Consider the following 15,672-nt stretch of genomic DNA (forward strand, 5'->3'; position numbering starts at 1 on the left):
GTGCTATAACAATAATATAAAAAATTCGGATGGCGGAGGTGCCTTGAATGTCTTCAGTAGTAGTAGTAGGAACACAGTGGGGCGATGAGGGAAAAGGGAAAATAACGGATTTTCTATCGCAAAATGCAGAGGTAGTTGCACGTTACCAAGGTGGTAATAATGCAGGACATACGATTAAGTTCGATGGTATTACATATAAATTACATTTGATTCCATCGGGGATCTTTTTTAATGATAAAATATGCGTTTTAGGTAATGGAATGGTAATTGACCCTAAAGCGTTAGTAGAAGAACTAAAGTATCTCCATGATAAAGGTGTTAGTACAGATAACCTTAGAATTAGTAATCGTGCACATGTCATTTTACCTTATCATCTAAAACTAGACGAACTACAAGAAGAAGAAAAGGGTATTAACAAAATTGGAACAACCAAAAAGGGAATCGGTCCTGCATACATGGACAAAGCAGCAAGAGTAGGAATCCGAATTGCTGATTTATTAGATAAAGAAGCTTTTAAAGAAAAGTTAACATTAAATCTTAAAGAAAAGAACCGTCTCTTTGAGAAGGTTTATGAAACAGATCAACTAACTATTGATGAAATACTTGAAGAATATTATGAGTATGGTCAACAAGTAGCTAAGTATGTTTGTGATACTTCTGTTGTATTAAACGATGCCTTAGATGATGGACGCCGTGTACTATTTGAAGGGGCACAAGGAGTTATGTTGGATATTGACCAAGGAACATACCCATTTGTTACCTCTTCAAACCCAATAGCTGGTGGGGTTACGATTGGTTCTGGAGTAGGACCATCAAAAATAAACCATGTTGTAGGTGTATCTAAAGCATATACTACTCGTGTTGGGGATGGACCGTTTCCAACAGAATTGCATAATGAAATAGGCGATACAATTCGCGAAGTAGGTAGAGAATATGGTACGACAACTGGTAGACCACGCCGTGTTGGATGGTTTGATAGTGTAGTGGTTCGCCACGCACGTCGGGTTAGTGGAATAACTGATTTGTCGTTAAATTCAATTGATGTTTTAACTGGTATCGAAACGTTAAAAATTTGTACTGCTTATCAATATAAAGGAACTATTATTGATGAATTTCCTGCTAGTTTAAAACAGCTTGCTGAATGTGAGCCTGTTTATGAAGAGTTACCGGGTTGGACGGAAGATATTACTGGTGTTAAAAGCTTACATGAGCTACCGGAAAATGCTCGTCACTATTTAGAGAGGGTTTCTCAATTAACAGGAATTCCTTTATCCGTATTTTCAGTAGGGCCAGATAGATCTCAAACCAATGTGGTTCGAAGTGTATATAGCTAAAGTAATAAACACACATCTATTTTCTAATTAGATGTGTGTTTTTATTATGCACTTTTTGCGAACTCATGACTTGCACTATGACGCAGTTGAGATAAAATCTCCAGTAACTTAATTCTTTAATTTATTGAGTGCAAATGCGACGCTGTGGATTGTGAATCGAAAGGACTTCTAACGTCGCGAATTAGATAAATATCAAGAAGTCTCTAATGTAAAGGGCTCCTTACATTGCGAAATTAGAAAAACCATAAGATTTCGCTTTGTTAGAGGGCAGCTAACGTCGTGAAATTAGAAAAACCATAAGATTTCGCTTTGTTAAAGGGCAGCTAACGTCGCGAAACTAGAAAAACCATAAGATTTCGCTTTGTTAGAGGGCAGCTAACGTCGCGAAATTAGAAAAACCATAAGATTTCGCTTTGTTAAAGGGCAGCTAACGTCGCGAAATTAGAGAAACCATAAGATTTCGCTTTGTTAAAGGGTAGCTAACGTTGCGAAATTAGAGAAACCATAAGATTTCGCTTCGTTATATTGCCTATCCAACTTCTTACTGGTGATTCTATACAAAATAGATAATAAAAAGGTACTGTTATAAATAATTAATAGTTTTTTAACTTAATAGAATGATGAACAAGCCCTTGAAAACGTCATCAAAGGTCTGTTTTGTAACAATTTTGAAAAATAAGGGGTGTATTTACATTATAAAAGTAACAAATTACACTATAAATGTATTAATATGTAGAATAATAGGCTATTTTTGGAAGTTATTATACAGTTTCATTACATTACCTATAAAACTATTTAAACACCTCTAGTTAATGTGGTAGATTAAGATAGGAATAAAAGTAGAAAGAAAATAAGTAAATCTTACATAAAGTAAGTTTGGGATCCTTTAGGAGGACTTTTTTATGAGGAAGTTATTAGGCAGGCAAGGGTTAAATACAAAGACAAGTAGTTTAATTAAGAAAACATTACTAACTACAATTGTTGGAGTTGGATTAACATTTAACGTTGCCTATGCATCAGAATCAGAACTAGATACCATCTATCATGTGTATATGGATGGCGAACATATAGGTAAAGTAGATAGTAAAGAAGTGATTGATCAGTACATCGATCAAAGAATAAATAATCTAACACAATCTAACCAAGAGTATTCTTATACTTTTGAAGAAGAGATCTCTTATGTAAGTGAGACAGTATTTAATCCTGTTGCTTCTAATGAAAAAGTTTTAAACTTACTTGAAGAAGAATTGACAGTTCAGGTTAACGCCTTTGAATTAAAAGTAGGTAACAATGTAGTTGGCTATTTTAAAGATCAAACTACTGCAGAAGATACGATTAAGCAACTAAAACTTAAATATGTAGATAAAGAGATATTAGAAGCTTTAGAGCAACCACAAAGTGGTGATGAAAATGCTTTAGCACTAGGTGACTCTAAAGTAATAGACGTACAGCTATCCGAAAAGGTTTCCGTTTCATCAAAAAAAGTTTCAGAAGATCAATTATTAACTAAAGAAAATGGACTAAAGCTTTTAGAAAAAGGAACGCTTGAAGATAAGAAGCATATTGTAGATGAAGGCGAAGTACTTGGAAGCATTGCTGATAAATATAACTTAACGTTGAAAAAACTTATGGAATTAAACCCTAAGTTAAACGAGGATTCACTGATCCAAATCGGACAAGAAGTAAATGTCACAGAATATAAACCATTTGTAAATGTTGTTGTTAAAAAGGAAGAATTAGTAGAAGAGACTATTAAACATGAAAAAGAGGTTGTCTCCTCTGATGAGCTATATAAAGGGGACACCAAGGTTAAGCAAGAGGGACAAGATGGTGCCAAAGAAGTACACTATGCCCTTGAGACAGTGAATGGAAAGACTGTCAATAAAGAAGTATTAAAGGAAACAGTTACAGAAGAACCTGTTAAGGAAATCGTGATAAAGGGAACGAAAGTAGTTCCATCTCGTGGTAGTGGTGATTTACAGTGGCCAGCAGTTGGTGGCTTTGTCACGAGCCATATGGGAAGTCGCTGGGGCTCTTATCATAAAGGAATCGATATAGCAGGGGTAAGCAACAGATCTATTCTAGCAGCTGATAATGGAACGGTAGTTTCTGCTGGATGGGATAACGGTGGATATGGAAATAAAGTAATTATTGACCACAATAATGGATACCGAACCGTTTATGCGCACCTTTCATCTATTAGTGTCAATGCTGGCCAAACAGTAGAAAAAGGTAGTAAGATAGGGGTTATGGGTACAACAGGTAATTCAACTGGAGTACACCTTCACTTTGAACTTTATAAAGATGGTTCATTGGTAAACCCAGAAGGATCTTTCTAATAAAAAATAAGATATGAACAGAAACCCTTGTTGCATTTAATTGTAACAAGGGTTTTTATAAATAAAATAGAATAATATGATAGATGGAAAATAATACGTACATGCTAGCAAAGGACTTTTATACAAAAGTAAGTTAAAATAAAAGGTAGCAAAGCCTTCATAAAAAAAGGATGTGTAAATATGAGTCAAAAAATATTAGTAATAGATGATGAAAAGCCAATTGCAGATATATTAAAGTTTAATCTTGAAAAAGAAGGATATGAAGTAGTCTGTGCATACGATGGGGAAGAAGCAGTCAGACTTACTGAGCAAGAAAATCCGGATCTTTTGTTATTAGATATAATGCTCCCAAAAAAGGATGGAAATGAAGTATGTCGAGAAGTTAGAAAGACACATACGATGCCAATCATAATGATTACAGCAAAGGATTCAGAGATAGATAAGGTGTTGGGATTAGAACTTGGTGCAGATGACTATGTGACGAAGCCATTTAGTAATAGAGAAGTTATTGCACGTGTAAAAGCTAACTTACGTAGGCAGCATCAGGCACCTGCAGAGGATGCAAAACAAACAAAGGATATTAGTATCGGTACATTAGTTATTCATCCAGATGCTTATACGGTCACCAAAGACGGCAAACAGATTGAATTAACGCATCGAGAGTTCGAATTACTACATTACCTAGGACGTCATATAGGACAAGTAATGACCCGTGAACACCTGTTAGAGACTGTATGGGGTTATGATTACTATGGAGATGTTCGAACAGTTGATGTTACCGTTCGAAGATTAAGGGAGAAGATTGAAGATAATCCTAGTAACCCACTTTGGATTGTAACTAGAAGAGGTGTCGGGTATTATTTGCGGAATCCTGAGCAGGAGTAATCGAATATGAAGAAGGTTACCTTTTTCCAATCTATTCAATTTAAAATTATTATTATTCTTACCCTATTGTTATTGCTCGCAATACAAGTAATTGGTGCCTACTTTGCTCAACAATTAGAGGCAAGCTTAAAAGAAAATTTTACAGCCGATGTAGAAGAACGGTTACAGGTTCTTACTGCAAACTTAGAAGAGGCGTTTATGAAAGAGCGGCCTGAAGAAGGGGAAGGACCAACACTCCAGCAGGATATTCAAAGTGTTTTAACCTTGTATGGCAGTGATATTTATTCTGACTTACAGGTTATTGACACGCAATTTCGGGTTGTCGGCTCCAAAGGGGACCCCGAATTGATAGGCAAACGTATAACGGGAGAAAGTGGTGTCAACGTTGCCATAAGATATGGCCAAGATACGTCAAAGGTTCTCCAGGATAACGTGACGCATGATAGAGAATATGTACGTGTAGTACCTATAGAGGACGTTGATGACAGCCCATTGGGTGCAATCTACATTGAGGCTTCAATGGAAGAAGTTTATAGCCAATTACAAAGAATAAATCAAATTTTTCTTAATGGTACAGGATTGGCGGTTGCTGTATCCATTATTTTAGGGATACTTGTTGCCAGAACCATTACAAAGCCCATAACGGAAATGCGAAAGCAGGCTATGATTATTTCAACAGGTGACTTTTCTCAAAAGGTTAATGTGTATGGAACAGATGAAATTGGCCAGTTGGCTATTACATTTAATGATATGAATGATAAATTGCATATGGCTACTTTGACTACAGAAGAAGAGCGAAGAAAGCTGAGTTCCGTATTATCAAATATGTCAGATGGCGTCATTGCTACAGATGAAGAGGGATCCATTACGTTAATGAATGAACCCGCTGCTGATTTAATTGGGAAAAACTTTGAGGAAATTAAAGGCCATAACCTTGTTGAAGTGTTACAGCTAGAGGACAAAATAGTGGATTTAAAAGGATTTCAAGATGCGGGTTCCATAATAATTGATGCTAGTGATGAAGAACAATTCTTCCTGATCAAAGCTAATTTTTCCATTGTACAAGACGAAAGGGAAAACTTTACCGGTTTAATTACTGTTCTTAGTGATGTTACGGAACAAGAGAAAGTAGAACGAGAAAGAAGAGAATTTGTCTCAAACGTATCTCATGAATTAAGAACGCCACTTACAACGATGCGTAGTTATTTAGAGGCCTTGACAGATGGAGCATGGGAAGATAAAGAAATTGCTCCGAGATTTCTAGATGTCACGCAAAATGAAACAGAGCGGATGATTCGCTTAGTTAATGATCTTCTGCAATTATCTAAAATGGATCATAAAGAGCAATCGCTTTATAAGGAGCGAGTGAATATCACCTCTTTTTTCCATCATATTATCGATCGCTTTGAAATGAATCAACTTGAGAAAATTGGGATAGTTAGAGAACTACCAAAGGAAAATGTGTTTATGTGGTTAGATAAAGATAAGATAACCCAAGTGATAGACAATATTATCTCTAACGCCATTAAGTACTCTCCTGAGGGTGGAGTGATAACTTTTAAAGCTGAAAAAGAAAAGCATCGATTAACCGTGAGTATTTCAGATCAGGGACTTGGTATTGCTAGAGAGAAACTTGATAAAATATTTGATCGTTTTTATCGTGTTGACAAAGCAAGGTCAAGGGAGCTAGGTGGAACTGGGTTAGGTCTGGCCATCTCTAAAGAAATTATTGAAGCGCATAATGGGAAGATATGGGCTACCAGTAAAGAAGGAGAAGGAACGACTATAAACTTTACACTTCCACTGACAAACAGGAAAAGAGGTGGGAAATAATGAAATTAGAAACGATTAAATCCATCATACTAGTTTTATTAATTTCCCTTAGTTTACTTTGCACGTTTGCTATCTGGAACTATGAACCACATTATGAATCTGCAGATGGAGATCGAGCAACGGAGGCTAAACTTGCTGGGCATGAGGAGACTAAAAAAAGTATTATTCAGCCCTCGCAGCTTCTCTTTCACGAAGGTGATGATGTTCTAGGCTTAGCCAATAAAGAGGAAGAAGATATGCTTTATAAAAGTTTTCTAGAAGATTGGTCTTTTTATGATTTTAAAATGGTTGATTTTATGGATAAAAGTGAAGTAATGCCAGACAATTATGTGGAAATTATTTTTCCGACTGCTATTCCATCGTCTTTAATTGGGGATTTATTTACGATTGATGATAGTATGGTCTACAATAATACAAGTTTCTCGAGGATGTATATCACAATGGACGTCAACCAAACGAAGAATCAAATTGTTTTTGAAAATGATGGTAGTGGTATTGATATTAGTGCAAATATCCAAAACATAGTTCAAGTGGTAGATTACTTATCTGAATCCAAAGTTAACAATAAATTTCAATCGTATATTACCTATCAGAATGTTAATGATAAGCCAATTTATTTACCTAAGGATACCAAAATTGTTGCGAAACAATTCAGATATACAACAATAGATCCAGATTCGCAATCATTACAAAACATCTTGTTTAGTAATCCTTCTTCAGTGGAAAAAACCTATAGAATGGGGTCAGGTGAAGAAGTATTTACAGATGGAAATAGAGCAATGGTTGTGTCTGGGTTACTAATGGATTACGAAAATTTCATTACATCTGAAAAAAATGAAGATAAAAGAAGTAGAGATTCAGAAAATAAAGATGGTGAACTAATTACACAGACATTAAATTTTATCAATTCACATAGTGGATGGACGGCAGAAGAAGAAGGAATTAGTTTTCAATTATTTGATTTGCAATATAACGCCGATACGAATCGTAGTGTTTTCCGGTTAACTTATCATAACTATCCGATATTTTCCCCTAAGGGGTTAGCTAATATATCGGTTACCATGCGTGACCAGAGTGTATCTGAGTACGTCAGACCACTTGTGAATTTAACTAATTCCTACGAAATTGATGAAAATGCTGGTGATGATGTTTACTCCAGTGAACAATTGATTAATGCATTAGAGAATAGCAATCAGTATAATTCTATATTAGATATTGCTTTAGGGTATCACCTTGAAGAATCGACAGGTGGACAAGTTTATGATTTGAAACCAATGTGGCACATAAAGACTTATAATGGTTGGGAAGAGTTTAACCCAGTCGAAAAGAATGTGCCTGGGGGAGGGTATAATAGTGCAATGGGGACAAATTAAATCGCTATTTATACTCTGTTTCTTCATCTTAGACATTTTTTTAGTCTATCAATTTGTTAATAATCGGATCATAAATGAATCCTATTTACCGGAGTCAGCAGAGGAAGATAACTTAAAGAATAATGTACTAGGTTTGGACAAAGTTCCTGAAGGTGTAATCAAGGAATCAGAACTTCATACAGTTAGAAAAGAATTTACCAAAGATGACATCGCAGAGTTAGATAAATTTGAAAATCAAAAAAGCGTTGTGATAAACAGCAATACTATTATTTCTGTATTTGATAGCCCAGTAGAGATTAATCCTGACAGTAATTTAACTATTCTCGATAATAATGTTATAAGTTGGGAGAGTTATCAGAAATGGGGCATAGATCAAAATACGAACTCTATTCTCTTATTCCAAAAGATGGAGTACCCAATCTTTTTTAATCAAAGTGGTTTGTTACTAGTTAAATTGAATGAAGATGGGAAAATGATTGGATATATCCAGACAATGCTAGAAAAGAAGGATGATCCAACTGACACAGAACCATTAATTAAAGCATACGAGGCTGTATCTACGCTTTATCACAATGGGAAAATACAGCCAGATGACGAAATACGTACAAATATGGTATTAGGCTATCATAATATCTTGCCATTACCTGATGGAGCTCAAGTTCTAATTCCAACATGGGAAGTTCAATTAAAAGATGGTGATGTATTTTATGTTAATGCTGTCGAACGTCATTATCAATCTAGAGATGAAACAGTCTTTGTTGAAGAGACGTTAAGTAATTTAAGGCTGAATTTAGAAGATGCAGCTAGTGTAGAGCTTGAATTGGTTAATTTTGAAGAGGGTAGTGTAAAGGGATTAACCAAGAGTGATTTAATTACGGGAATGCTTAAGAAATTTGATGCAACAATTGGGGTGGAGAAAAATGACGTTGAACTTTAGTGTTCTAGCTTCAGGAAGTTCGGGGAATGCTTTTTATATAGGAACAGAAAAAGAGAAAATTTTAGTTGATGCAGGGTTAAGTGGAAAAGAAATGGAGCGTCTCTTTCATGAGGCAAGTGTTAACCCGGAAGAAATAACGAAAATACTTGTAACACATGAGCATAGTGACCATATAAAAGGGTTGGGTATTTTTGCGAGAAAATATAAATTACCAATATATGCGAATGAGAAAACGTGGAAAGCGATGGATCATGCGATTGGAAAAATAGGGCTTGATCAAAAATTCATTTTTAATATGGAGGAAATAAAGACATTTGGTGATATTGATGTGGAGTCGTTTGGAGTATCACATGACGCAGCTGAACCAATGTTTTATACCTTTCATCATAATGGAAAGAAAGTAGCTCTTGTTACAGATCTTGGCTATGTATCTGAAAGAATTAAGAAAACGGTAGAAGATGCAGATGCGTTAGTATTTGAATCAAACCACGATGTATCTATGTTAAGAATGGGAAGATACCCATGGAGCGTAAAACGAAGAATATTAGGGGATTCTGGACATGTATCCAATGATGACTGTGCAATTGCGCTTACTGACATTATCGGAAATAAAACGAAAAGAATTTATCTAGCCCATTTAAGTAAGGATAATAATATGAAGGAATTAGCAAGAATGTCTGTTGAAAATTATTTAAATGAGCGTGGCTATGCAATTGGAACAGAGCTAGAAATTCATGATACTGATCCAAAAGTTCCAACTCCTTTGTACGAAGTGGTTTAAATTTTACTTGTTTTGGCAAACTACAAGTAAGAAACCATTCTAGAAAGGGTTGGTCCAATGGGATATTATGACGGTCATTATCGACCCCAAAGACGATCCAAACGAACAAATTGGCTCTTACCTACTGTAGTGGGGATTGCAATTGGAGCCTTTTTGTTTGCCTTTGCTTTACCAACATTAGTGAAAATGAACGTACTTCCTTATAACATCTTTATTCAGGATCAAACTAGTAGCGGAATAGAACAGAACAATTCTTCCTTACAAGGTGATTTTGAAGGAATGACACAAAATATTAGTGTAGATGTATCTACACAAATTACAGACATAGTTGATGATGTCGCACCAGCGGTTGTTGGTGTTGCTAACATTCAGTCGCAATCAAACTTTTGGCAACAGGAGCAATCAGGTGAAGCTGGTACCGGTTCAGGAGTTATCTATAAGGTGGATGATGGACGAGCTTTTGTCGTAACCAATCATCATGTTGTTGCTGGTGCAGATGAAGTAGAAGTTATCCTAACAGACGGTACGAGGGTAAAAGCAGAATTAAGAGGTAGCGACCTTTTTACAGACTTAGCTGTTTTAGAGATGGATAGCAGTAATGTAGAAAAGGTTATTGAAATGGGTAAATCTGAAAATATCAAGGTTGGAGAGCCTGCTATAGCGATTGGTAATCCTTTAGGGTTGAACTTATCAGGTTCTGTCACACAGGGAATTATTAGTGGGAAGCAGCGTGCGATCCCACAGGATTTTGATAATGACGGTAGATCAGATTGGCAAGCTGAGGTTATTCAAACCGATGCAGCAATAAATCCAGGAAACAGTGGTGGAGCTCTTATTAACATGAGTGGTAAGCTGATTGGCATTAATTCGATGAAAATTGCTCAGTCCGCTGTAGAAGGAATTGGTTTTGCCATTCCAGTTGATGATGCGATCCCGATTATTAATCAGTTAGAGCAGGCTGGTACCGTAACAAGACCGTATCTAGGAGTAGAAGCTTATTCATTGGAAGATATCGCGCAAGTTGAGTGGGAAAGAAGCTTAAGTCTACCCGATGATATAGATGGTGGTATTTATATCAGAAGTGTAGAACCAGCTTCACCAGCTGACAAAGCAGGTTTGGTTCCATACGATGTAATTACTCAATTAGATGATCAAAAAATCAATAATATCATTGATCTCCGAAAGCATTTGTACCAAGTGAAAGAAGTTGGAGAGGATATGGTTATTACTTATTATCGAAATGGTGAAAAGCAACAAGCTACGATAGAACTAGCATCATTAGATTATTAACAGGGAAGACTAGGGGAAATCCTAGTCTTTTTTTGTTGGCAAACCCAAGAATAAAGGCATTGCAGCTTGGTCTGTGCATAACAACAAACTTATACACACCCTGTGGATTAACCTGAGGATAACTTTCTATATATGGTAGCGAACACGTATTCTGATACAAAATAGCAAATGGGGTTGTGGATATGTGGATAGAATCTGTTGATAACCTGTTTGTGACTGGGGAAAGTTTGTTGATAAAGTCACTTTTTGTCGTGTTGTGTACAATTATGTGTATAAGTAATAAATGGATTAATAAAAACGATTAAGATTCAATTGATTTCATGTTGTACACATAGTATCTTAAGTAAGAGACATAAAATTATAGTTGTTAATGATCCTAGTATTTAAGGAGAGTATAAGATGTATAAAGAGCCTATCTTTTTAAAGCCAGTTTTTCAGGAAAGAATATGGGGTGGAACAAAGCTTCAAACAGAGTTTCACTATGACATTCCATATGAACATACAGGTGAAGCATGGGTTATTTCTGCACATCCTAATGGGCCAAGTACGATACTAAATGGCGAATTAAAAGGCTTCACACTAAAGGATGCTTGGGAAAAAAATGGGGAGTTATTTAATAAGGCAGAAGATAATGAGGAAGAATATCCTTTATTAATAAAGATATTAGATGCCAATGATGATTTATCTGTCCAAGTTCATCCAGATGATACATATGCAAGAGAGGTAGAGAAACAACCATATGGTAAAACAGAGTGTTGGTATATTTTAAGTGCAGAGCCTGGAGCTGAAATTATATTTGGTCATCATGCGAAGACTCAAGACGAATTAAAAGCGATGGTGGCAGATGGTAAATGGGATGATTTGTTAAGAAGGGTTCCGGTTAAAGCAGGCGACTTTGTCTATGTTCCAAGTGGCACCATTCATGCTATTGGAAAAGGGATCGTTATATTGGAAACACAACAGAGCTCTGATATTACATACCGAGTTTATGATTATGATCGAACAGATGCACAAGGAAATACGAGAGAATTACATCTAGACGCTGCTATAAAGGTGACGAATGTTCCACATGAAACAATGAACATTGATCAATCTGAATCGGAAAGTAATGGGTTAAAGGTGAAAAGGTTAGTCGAAGAACAATATTTCACTGTTTACCACTGGCAACTAGATGGAGAGGTTGATCAAAGCTTAACGAATGATTTTCTGCAAATTAGCGTAGTAGATGGAAAGGGTCAGATTGTAGTTGAAGGCAATGCCTTCGATATTGCTAAGGGCGATAATTTCATTTTACCTTCAACGATTGATAGCTATACATTATCAGGTAATGCGGAATTTATCGTATCACATCCGTAATTTATCCTTTAAAAGGTTCAGGGAGCGAATCCTGGGCCTTTTATTAATTCTATGTAAAATTTAGGTAAAGTTACTTCTATACCTCTTCTTCAAAAATTGTCGATTATGTATGATAGGTACATAGTATGAAGGAGGCAGCATATGAAGAAGAGGGAAGAGTTTACAGCTAATCTAACTATTCGTACACGTCTTGTGATTAGTTTCTCAGTGGTATTACTATTACTAATCATTATGAGCATAGTTACTTATAATAAGATGAGTGCAATAACAAATAACAATAAAGAAATAGATCAAATGTCCCTACCGATTATGATTCAAGCAACTAGTATGAATAACGACCTATTATACATAAACAAGCTAATAAATGAGCTAACTAGTACGACGATGACAGTGACCATGAAGAATATTGAGCGTGATATAGTGTCAACTATGGAGAAGTTAGAAATGAGTAAAAAAGAGATGGAACCAATTGTTACACAATTGGATAATAAAAATGTGGCTATACAATATAAAGAATTCGTTACACATAGTGACAACTATAAGCAGTTAGTCGAAAATGTCATTTCTAATTCTAAAAATGGTAATTATGATGTAGCTAAGGACGAAGCTTATAAGAGTATCGCATACTTTGACCGAGCGAATAATTCGATTTTAAAGATTGTGGATAACGCAAATGAAACGATAAAGGCTAGAGTGAAACAATCTGTTACACTTAGTCAAGAAGGAATTAGTTGGAATATCATTATAAGTATAGGATCTATTATTGTGACCGTTGCTCTAATATATTTATCAGTCATACTTATTACAAAACCGCTAGCCAAAATATCTAAGCAGGTTGAAAGAGTGGCAAAAGGAGACTTTACCGTTCCATCTTTAAAGGTTCATACAAAGGATGAGCTAGGAAGTCTAACGAATAACTTTAACATAATGACTGAATCATTAGGACAAGTCCTAAAAGGTGTTATTGATAATATCAAGCATGTCAACATAACGGCTGAACAACTTTCCCATAACGCGGAGGAGACAAAGAGCGGTGTCACACAAGTGGCGGCATCGATGGAATCCGTTTCATCGGAAACAATGGATCAATTAGATAGTATCGAAAGAATGAATGATTATATGAATGATATATCCAATCAAATCGATCAGGTAGAGAACAATATCGAAACCGTAACAGGCTTATCTAGTGTAGCTAAACAGAAAGCTTCAGACGGTATGGGAGATATGCAAGAAATCGTTAATCAAATCAACCAAATAGAATCTAAAGTGAAGCAATCCGAGCAAAGGATTAATATTCTAGGTGGTAAAACAAATCAAATTAATTCTATTGTCTCCGTAATCAGCGATTTAGCAAGCCAAACCAATTTGCTATCTTTAAACGCAGCTATTGAAGCAGCTAGAGCAGGGGAATCTGGTAAGGGGTTTGCAGTAGTGGCAGATGAAGTGAGAAAGTTGGCTAACCAGTCTGCTAACGCGACAGAGAAAATAAGCGCAATAATCCAAGATGTACAACAAGAGTCCGTTTATGCGGTAGAGACGATGAAGCAAACAAAGGATTCAACTGAAAATGGAAAAGAAATTATTTTGAACACAAAAGGAAGATTTGAAGAAATAGTTGATTCTACGGAAAATGTATCCTTGCATGTAAATGATGTAATGGTAAATATGGAGAAGGTTTCTAGTAGAATACGAAAAGTACGAGAAACTATTCAGCAGGTAAGTGGAGTTGCCAAGCATAACTCATCTAATGCAGAAATTGTAGCAGGCATAGCAGAGGAAGTGAGTGCTGCTTTTGAAGAGGTCTCTGCCACACTGCATGGATTATCCACTATGAGTGATCATCTAAATCAAAAGGTAGATAGGTTTGTTCTAGATAACTAGAAAACTCAGGTTCTCGTAACCTGAGTTTTCTTTTACTTATGGTTTTTCCAAGTAATCCAAAGAAGAATAAGGGTAATAATATCTAATCTTGCTTCAAAGGCAAAGGAGAAGAATCCCTGATGTAAAAGTGGAATTTTGGTTAGTAGGATAGCGGCAATTATAATCACCATGAGTGGTATGGTTGCATTTCGAACGTAGTAATTTAAGATTAGGAGTATCCCACAAACAAATTCTACAATTGCCACAACTAGAACCATCGTTGCCGGATTGGGAATGCCAAAGCTAGCAAAAGCACTAACAAAATTCCCGACAAATAACTTCATAATTGCTGAGGCGATAAAGATATAGCCAACTCCATAACGTATTAATTGTAGAGAGGTTAGATTTCGAGCCATAGGATGTCACCACCTTTTAGAAGTTGATACTTATATGTATGCAGGTAGTGAGACAACCTATGATAATTTTATTGAAACAAAAAGAGAAGGAACTGAGTCCTCCTCTTTAGTAACCAACCTCAACGGAAGCATTAACAATATACATTAAGTCATTCTTGTCATCTTTGTCCTCTAATACAATTCCACTTGTTGTAGCCATGCCACCATCCATAACTTCTACATTGACGGTACCATAAGGAATTTCTTGTTTAATGCGTTCGATGTCTAACTTTTCTTTGTCCATCGGAACAGCTAGCTTCACATTTACTATCATATTATGTAGGGATTGTTCTGGTAAATAATTTTTGATACCCGGCATTGAATTGTAATGGATAGCATTTTCCACAGCTCGAACAGCTGCCTTTGTAATATCCTGTCCATGTACATCTATTCCCGTTCCAGTTTCGATAAATATAATCCGTTCCATCATTACCCTCCTAGGATAAACATAGTGTTTTTGTATCTCTTTCTAGGTTAAGATAAAATATGAGGTAAATCAATTATGCGATATGACAATTTTATAAAAACTAGTTGTAATTAAGAGAGGGTTCATTATGAAAATATCAATTGTGACTGTCGGAAAACTAAAAGAGAAATATCTAAAGCAAGGGATACAAGAATATACGAAGCGGTTAGGGGCGTATGCCACTATAGAGATTATAGAAGTACCTGATGAAAAGGCACCAGAAAATATGAGTCAAGCGGAAATGGAGGAGGTTAAGCGAAAAGAAGGTGATAAAATTCTGACAAAAATCGCCACAGATGCCTACGTTATTTCCCTGGAAATAAACGGACAGATGCTTTCCTCTGAAAAGTTTGCCGAAAAATTAGACCAATTGGCGACACATGGCAAAAGCAAAATTGCTCTAGTTATTGGTGGATCATTAGGATTAAGTGATGCAGTACAGAAGCGGAGTGACTTCGCATTGTCTTTTTCTAAGATGACATTCCCACATCAGTTGATGAGGTTGGTGTTGTTGGAGCAGGTTTATCGGGCGTTTCGGATTAATAGGGGGGAACCGTATCATAAATAAGGGTAAAATATTAAGGGAAGATAAGGCTTCCCTAAAGTTTTCCTCCCTTGAAGATGGCTCTTCCATGAAGGTTGTATCTAGCGGAGCAATGCAGTTTATTTCAGACATTTTATTAATTAATATACTAGAGCTACCTTGTAAAGCCTCAATGGTGAAATCAAACATCAAATTGATGCTCTTGATTTGTCGCCCTTC

At 36.0% G+C, this 15,672-nt stretch carries 13 protein-coding genes; 11 read left to right on the forward strand and 2 right to left on the reverse strand.

From position 1 onward, the window contains the following. Positions 1-47 precede the first annotated feature (47 nt). From H7K77_RS06325 to H7K77_RS06370, 10 genes are all read left to right on the forward strand, one after another. On the forward strand, positions 48-1,334 hold the full coding sequence (locus H7K77_RS06325) for an adenylosuccinate synthase (RefSeq protein ID WP_186576885.1): 1,287 nt from the start codon (positions 48-50) through the stop codon (positions 1,332-1,334). A 902-nt stretch (positions 1,335-2,236) separates the two neighbouring features. Further along, positions 2,237-3,673, forward strand: a complete 1,437-nt coding sequence (locus H7K77_RS06330) for a peptidoglycan DD-metalloendopeptidase family protein (protein ID WP_186576886.1) — start codon at positions 2,237-2,239, stop codon at positions 3,671-3,673. Positions 3,674-3,853: 180 nt separating this feature from the next. Beyond that, positions 3,854-4,558 (forward strand): response regulator YycF, encoded by a 705-nt coding sequence (gene yycF, locus H7K77_RS06335; RefSeq protein WP_186576887.1) that lies wholly within the window; start codon positions 3,854-3,856, stop codon positions 4,556-4,558. 6 nt (positions 4,559-4,564) lie between these two features. After that, positions 4,565-6,391: a cell wall metabolism sensor histidine kinase WalK gene (gene walK, locus H7K77_RS06340; RefSeq protein ID WP_186576888.1), complete on the forward strand. Its 1,827-nt coding sequence runs from the start codon at positions 4,565-4,567 to the stop codon at positions 6,389-6,391. Beyond that, positions 6,391-7,764: a YycH family regulatory protein gene (locus H7K77_RS06345; RefSeq protein ID WP_186576889.1), complete on the forward strand. Its 1,374-nt coding sequence runs from the start codon at positions 6,391-6,393 to the stop codon at positions 7,762-7,764. The genes walK and H7K77_RS06345 overlap by 1 nt, the downstream gene beginning before the upstream one ends. Then, on the forward strand, positions 7,745-8,701 hold the full coding sequence (locus H7K77_RS06350; protein WP_186576890.1) for a two-component system regulatory protein YycI: 957 nt from the start codon (positions 7,745-7,747) through the stop codon (positions 8,699-8,701). Before H7K77_RS06345 ends, H7K77_RS06350 begins: the two co-directional genes overlap by 20 nt. Continuing rightward, positions 8,685-9,482, forward strand: a complete 798-nt coding sequence (locus tag H7K77_RS06355) for an MBL fold metallo-hydrolase (protein WP_186576891.1) — start codon at positions 8,685-8,687, stop codon at positions 9,480-9,482. Before H7K77_RS06350 ends, H7K77_RS06355 begins: the two co-directional genes overlap by 17 nt. 57 nt (positions 9,483-9,539) lie before the next feature. Further along, positions 9,540-10,772 (forward strand): S1C family serine protease, encoded by a 1,233-nt coding sequence (locus tag H7K77_RS06360; protein ID WP_186576892.1) that lies wholly within the window; start codon positions 9,540-9,542, stop codon positions 10,770-10,772. Positions 10,773-11,171: 399 nt separating this feature from the next. Continuing rightward, on the forward strand, positions 11,172-12,128 hold the full coding sequence (gene manA / locus H7K77_RS06365; RefSeq protein ID WP_186576893.1) for a mannose-6-phosphate isomerase, class I: 957 nt from the start codon (positions 11,172-11,174) through the stop codon (positions 12,126-12,128). Between the two features lie 141 nt (positions 12,129-12,269). Further along, positions 12,270-14,009 (forward strand): methyl-accepting chemotaxis protein, encoded by a 1,740-nt coding sequence (locus H7K77_RS06370; RefSeq protein WP_186576894.1) that lies wholly within the window; start codon positions 12,270-12,272, stop codon positions 14,007-14,009. Positions 14,010-14,041: 32 nt separating this feature from the next. On the opposite strand, the gene H7K77_RS06375 is transcribed toward H7K77_RS06370, so the two are convergent. Together H7K77_RS06375 and H7K77_RS06380 are read right to left on the reverse strand one after the other, a co-directional pair. After that, on the reverse strand, positions 14,042-14,404 hold the full coding sequence (locus tag H7K77_RS06375; RefSeq protein WP_186576895.1) for a DoxX family protein: 363 nt from the start codon (positions 14,402-14,404) through the stop codon (positions 14,042-14,044). Positions 14,405-14,510: 106 nt separating this feature from the next. Then, on the reverse strand, positions 14,511-14,870 hold the full coding sequence (locus H7K77_RS06380) for a Lin0512 family protein (RefSeq protein ID WP_186576896.1): 360 nt from the start codon (positions 14,868-14,870) through the stop codon (positions 14,511-14,513). A 127-nt stretch (positions 14,871-14,997) separates the two neighbouring features. On the opposite strand from H7K77_RS06380, the gene rlmH reads away from it, so the two are divergent. After that, positions 14,998-15,477, forward strand: a complete 480-nt coding sequence (gene rlmH, locus H7K77_RS21205; RefSeq protein WP_235988848.1) for a 23S rRNA (pseudouridine(1915)-N(3))-methyltransferase RlmH — start codon at positions 14,998-15,000, stop codon at positions 15,475-15,477. Positions 15,478-15,672 lie beyond the last annotated feature (195 nt).

It is taken from the genome of Aquibacillus kalidii, assembly GCF_014280935.1.
Classification (GTDB): domain Bacteria; phylum Bacillota; class Bacilli; order Bacillales; family Amphibacillaceae; genus Aquibacillus_D; species Aquibacillus_D kalidii.

What these genes read in the sequence shown, in the direction of transcription:
- H7K77_RS06325 (WP_186576885.1), top strand. Translation starts at nt 48, where the DNA reads ATGTCTTCAGTAGTAGTAGTAGGAACACAGTGGGGCGATGAGGGAAAA.
- H7K77_RS06330 (WP_186576886.1), top strand. Translation starts at nt 2,237, where the DNA reads ATGAGGAAGTTATTAGGCAGGCAAGGGTTAAATACAAAGACAAGTAGT.
- yycF (WP_186576887.1), top strand. Translation starts at nt 3,854, where the DNA reads ATGAGTCAAAAAATATTAGTAATAGATGATGAAAAGCCAATTGCAGAT.
- walK (WP_186576888.1), top strand. Translation starts at nt 4,565, where the DNA reads ATGAAGAAGGTTACCTTTTTCCAATCTATTCAATTTAAAATTATTATT.
- H7K77_RS06345 (WP_186576889.1), top strand. Translation starts at nt 6,391, where the DNA reads ATGAAATTAGAAACGATTAAATCCATCATACTAGTTTTATTAATTTCC.
- H7K77_RS06355 (WP_186576891.1), top strand. Translation starts at nt 8,685, where the DNA reads ATGACGTTGAACTTTAGTGTTCTAGCTTCAGGAAGTTCGGGGAATGCT.
- H7K77_RS06360 (WP_186576892.1), top strand. Translation starts at nt 9,540, where the DNA reads ATGGGATATTATGACGGTCATTATCGACCCCAAAGACGATCCAAACGA.
- manA (WP_186576893.1), top strand. Translation starts at nt 11,172, where the DNA reads ATGTATAAAGAGCCTATCTTTTTAAAGCCAGTTTTTCAGGAAAGAATA.
- H7K77_RS06370 (WP_186576894.1), top strand. Translation starts at nt 12,270, where the DNA reads ATGAAGAAGAGGGAAGAGTTTACAGCTAATCTAACTATTCGTACACGT.
- H7K77_RS06375 (WP_186576895.1), bottom strand. Translation starts at nt 14,404, where the DNA reads ATGGCTCGAAATCTAACCTCTCTACAATTAATACGTTATGGAGTTGGC.
- H7K77_RS06380 (WP_186576896.1), bottom strand. Translation starts at nt 14,870, where the DNA reads ATGGAACGGATTATATTTATCGAAACTGGAACGGGAATAGATGTACAT.
- rlmH (WP_235988848.1), top strand. Translation starts at nt 14,998, where the DNA reads ATGAAAATATCAATTGTGACTGTCGGAAAACTAAAAGAGAAATATCTA.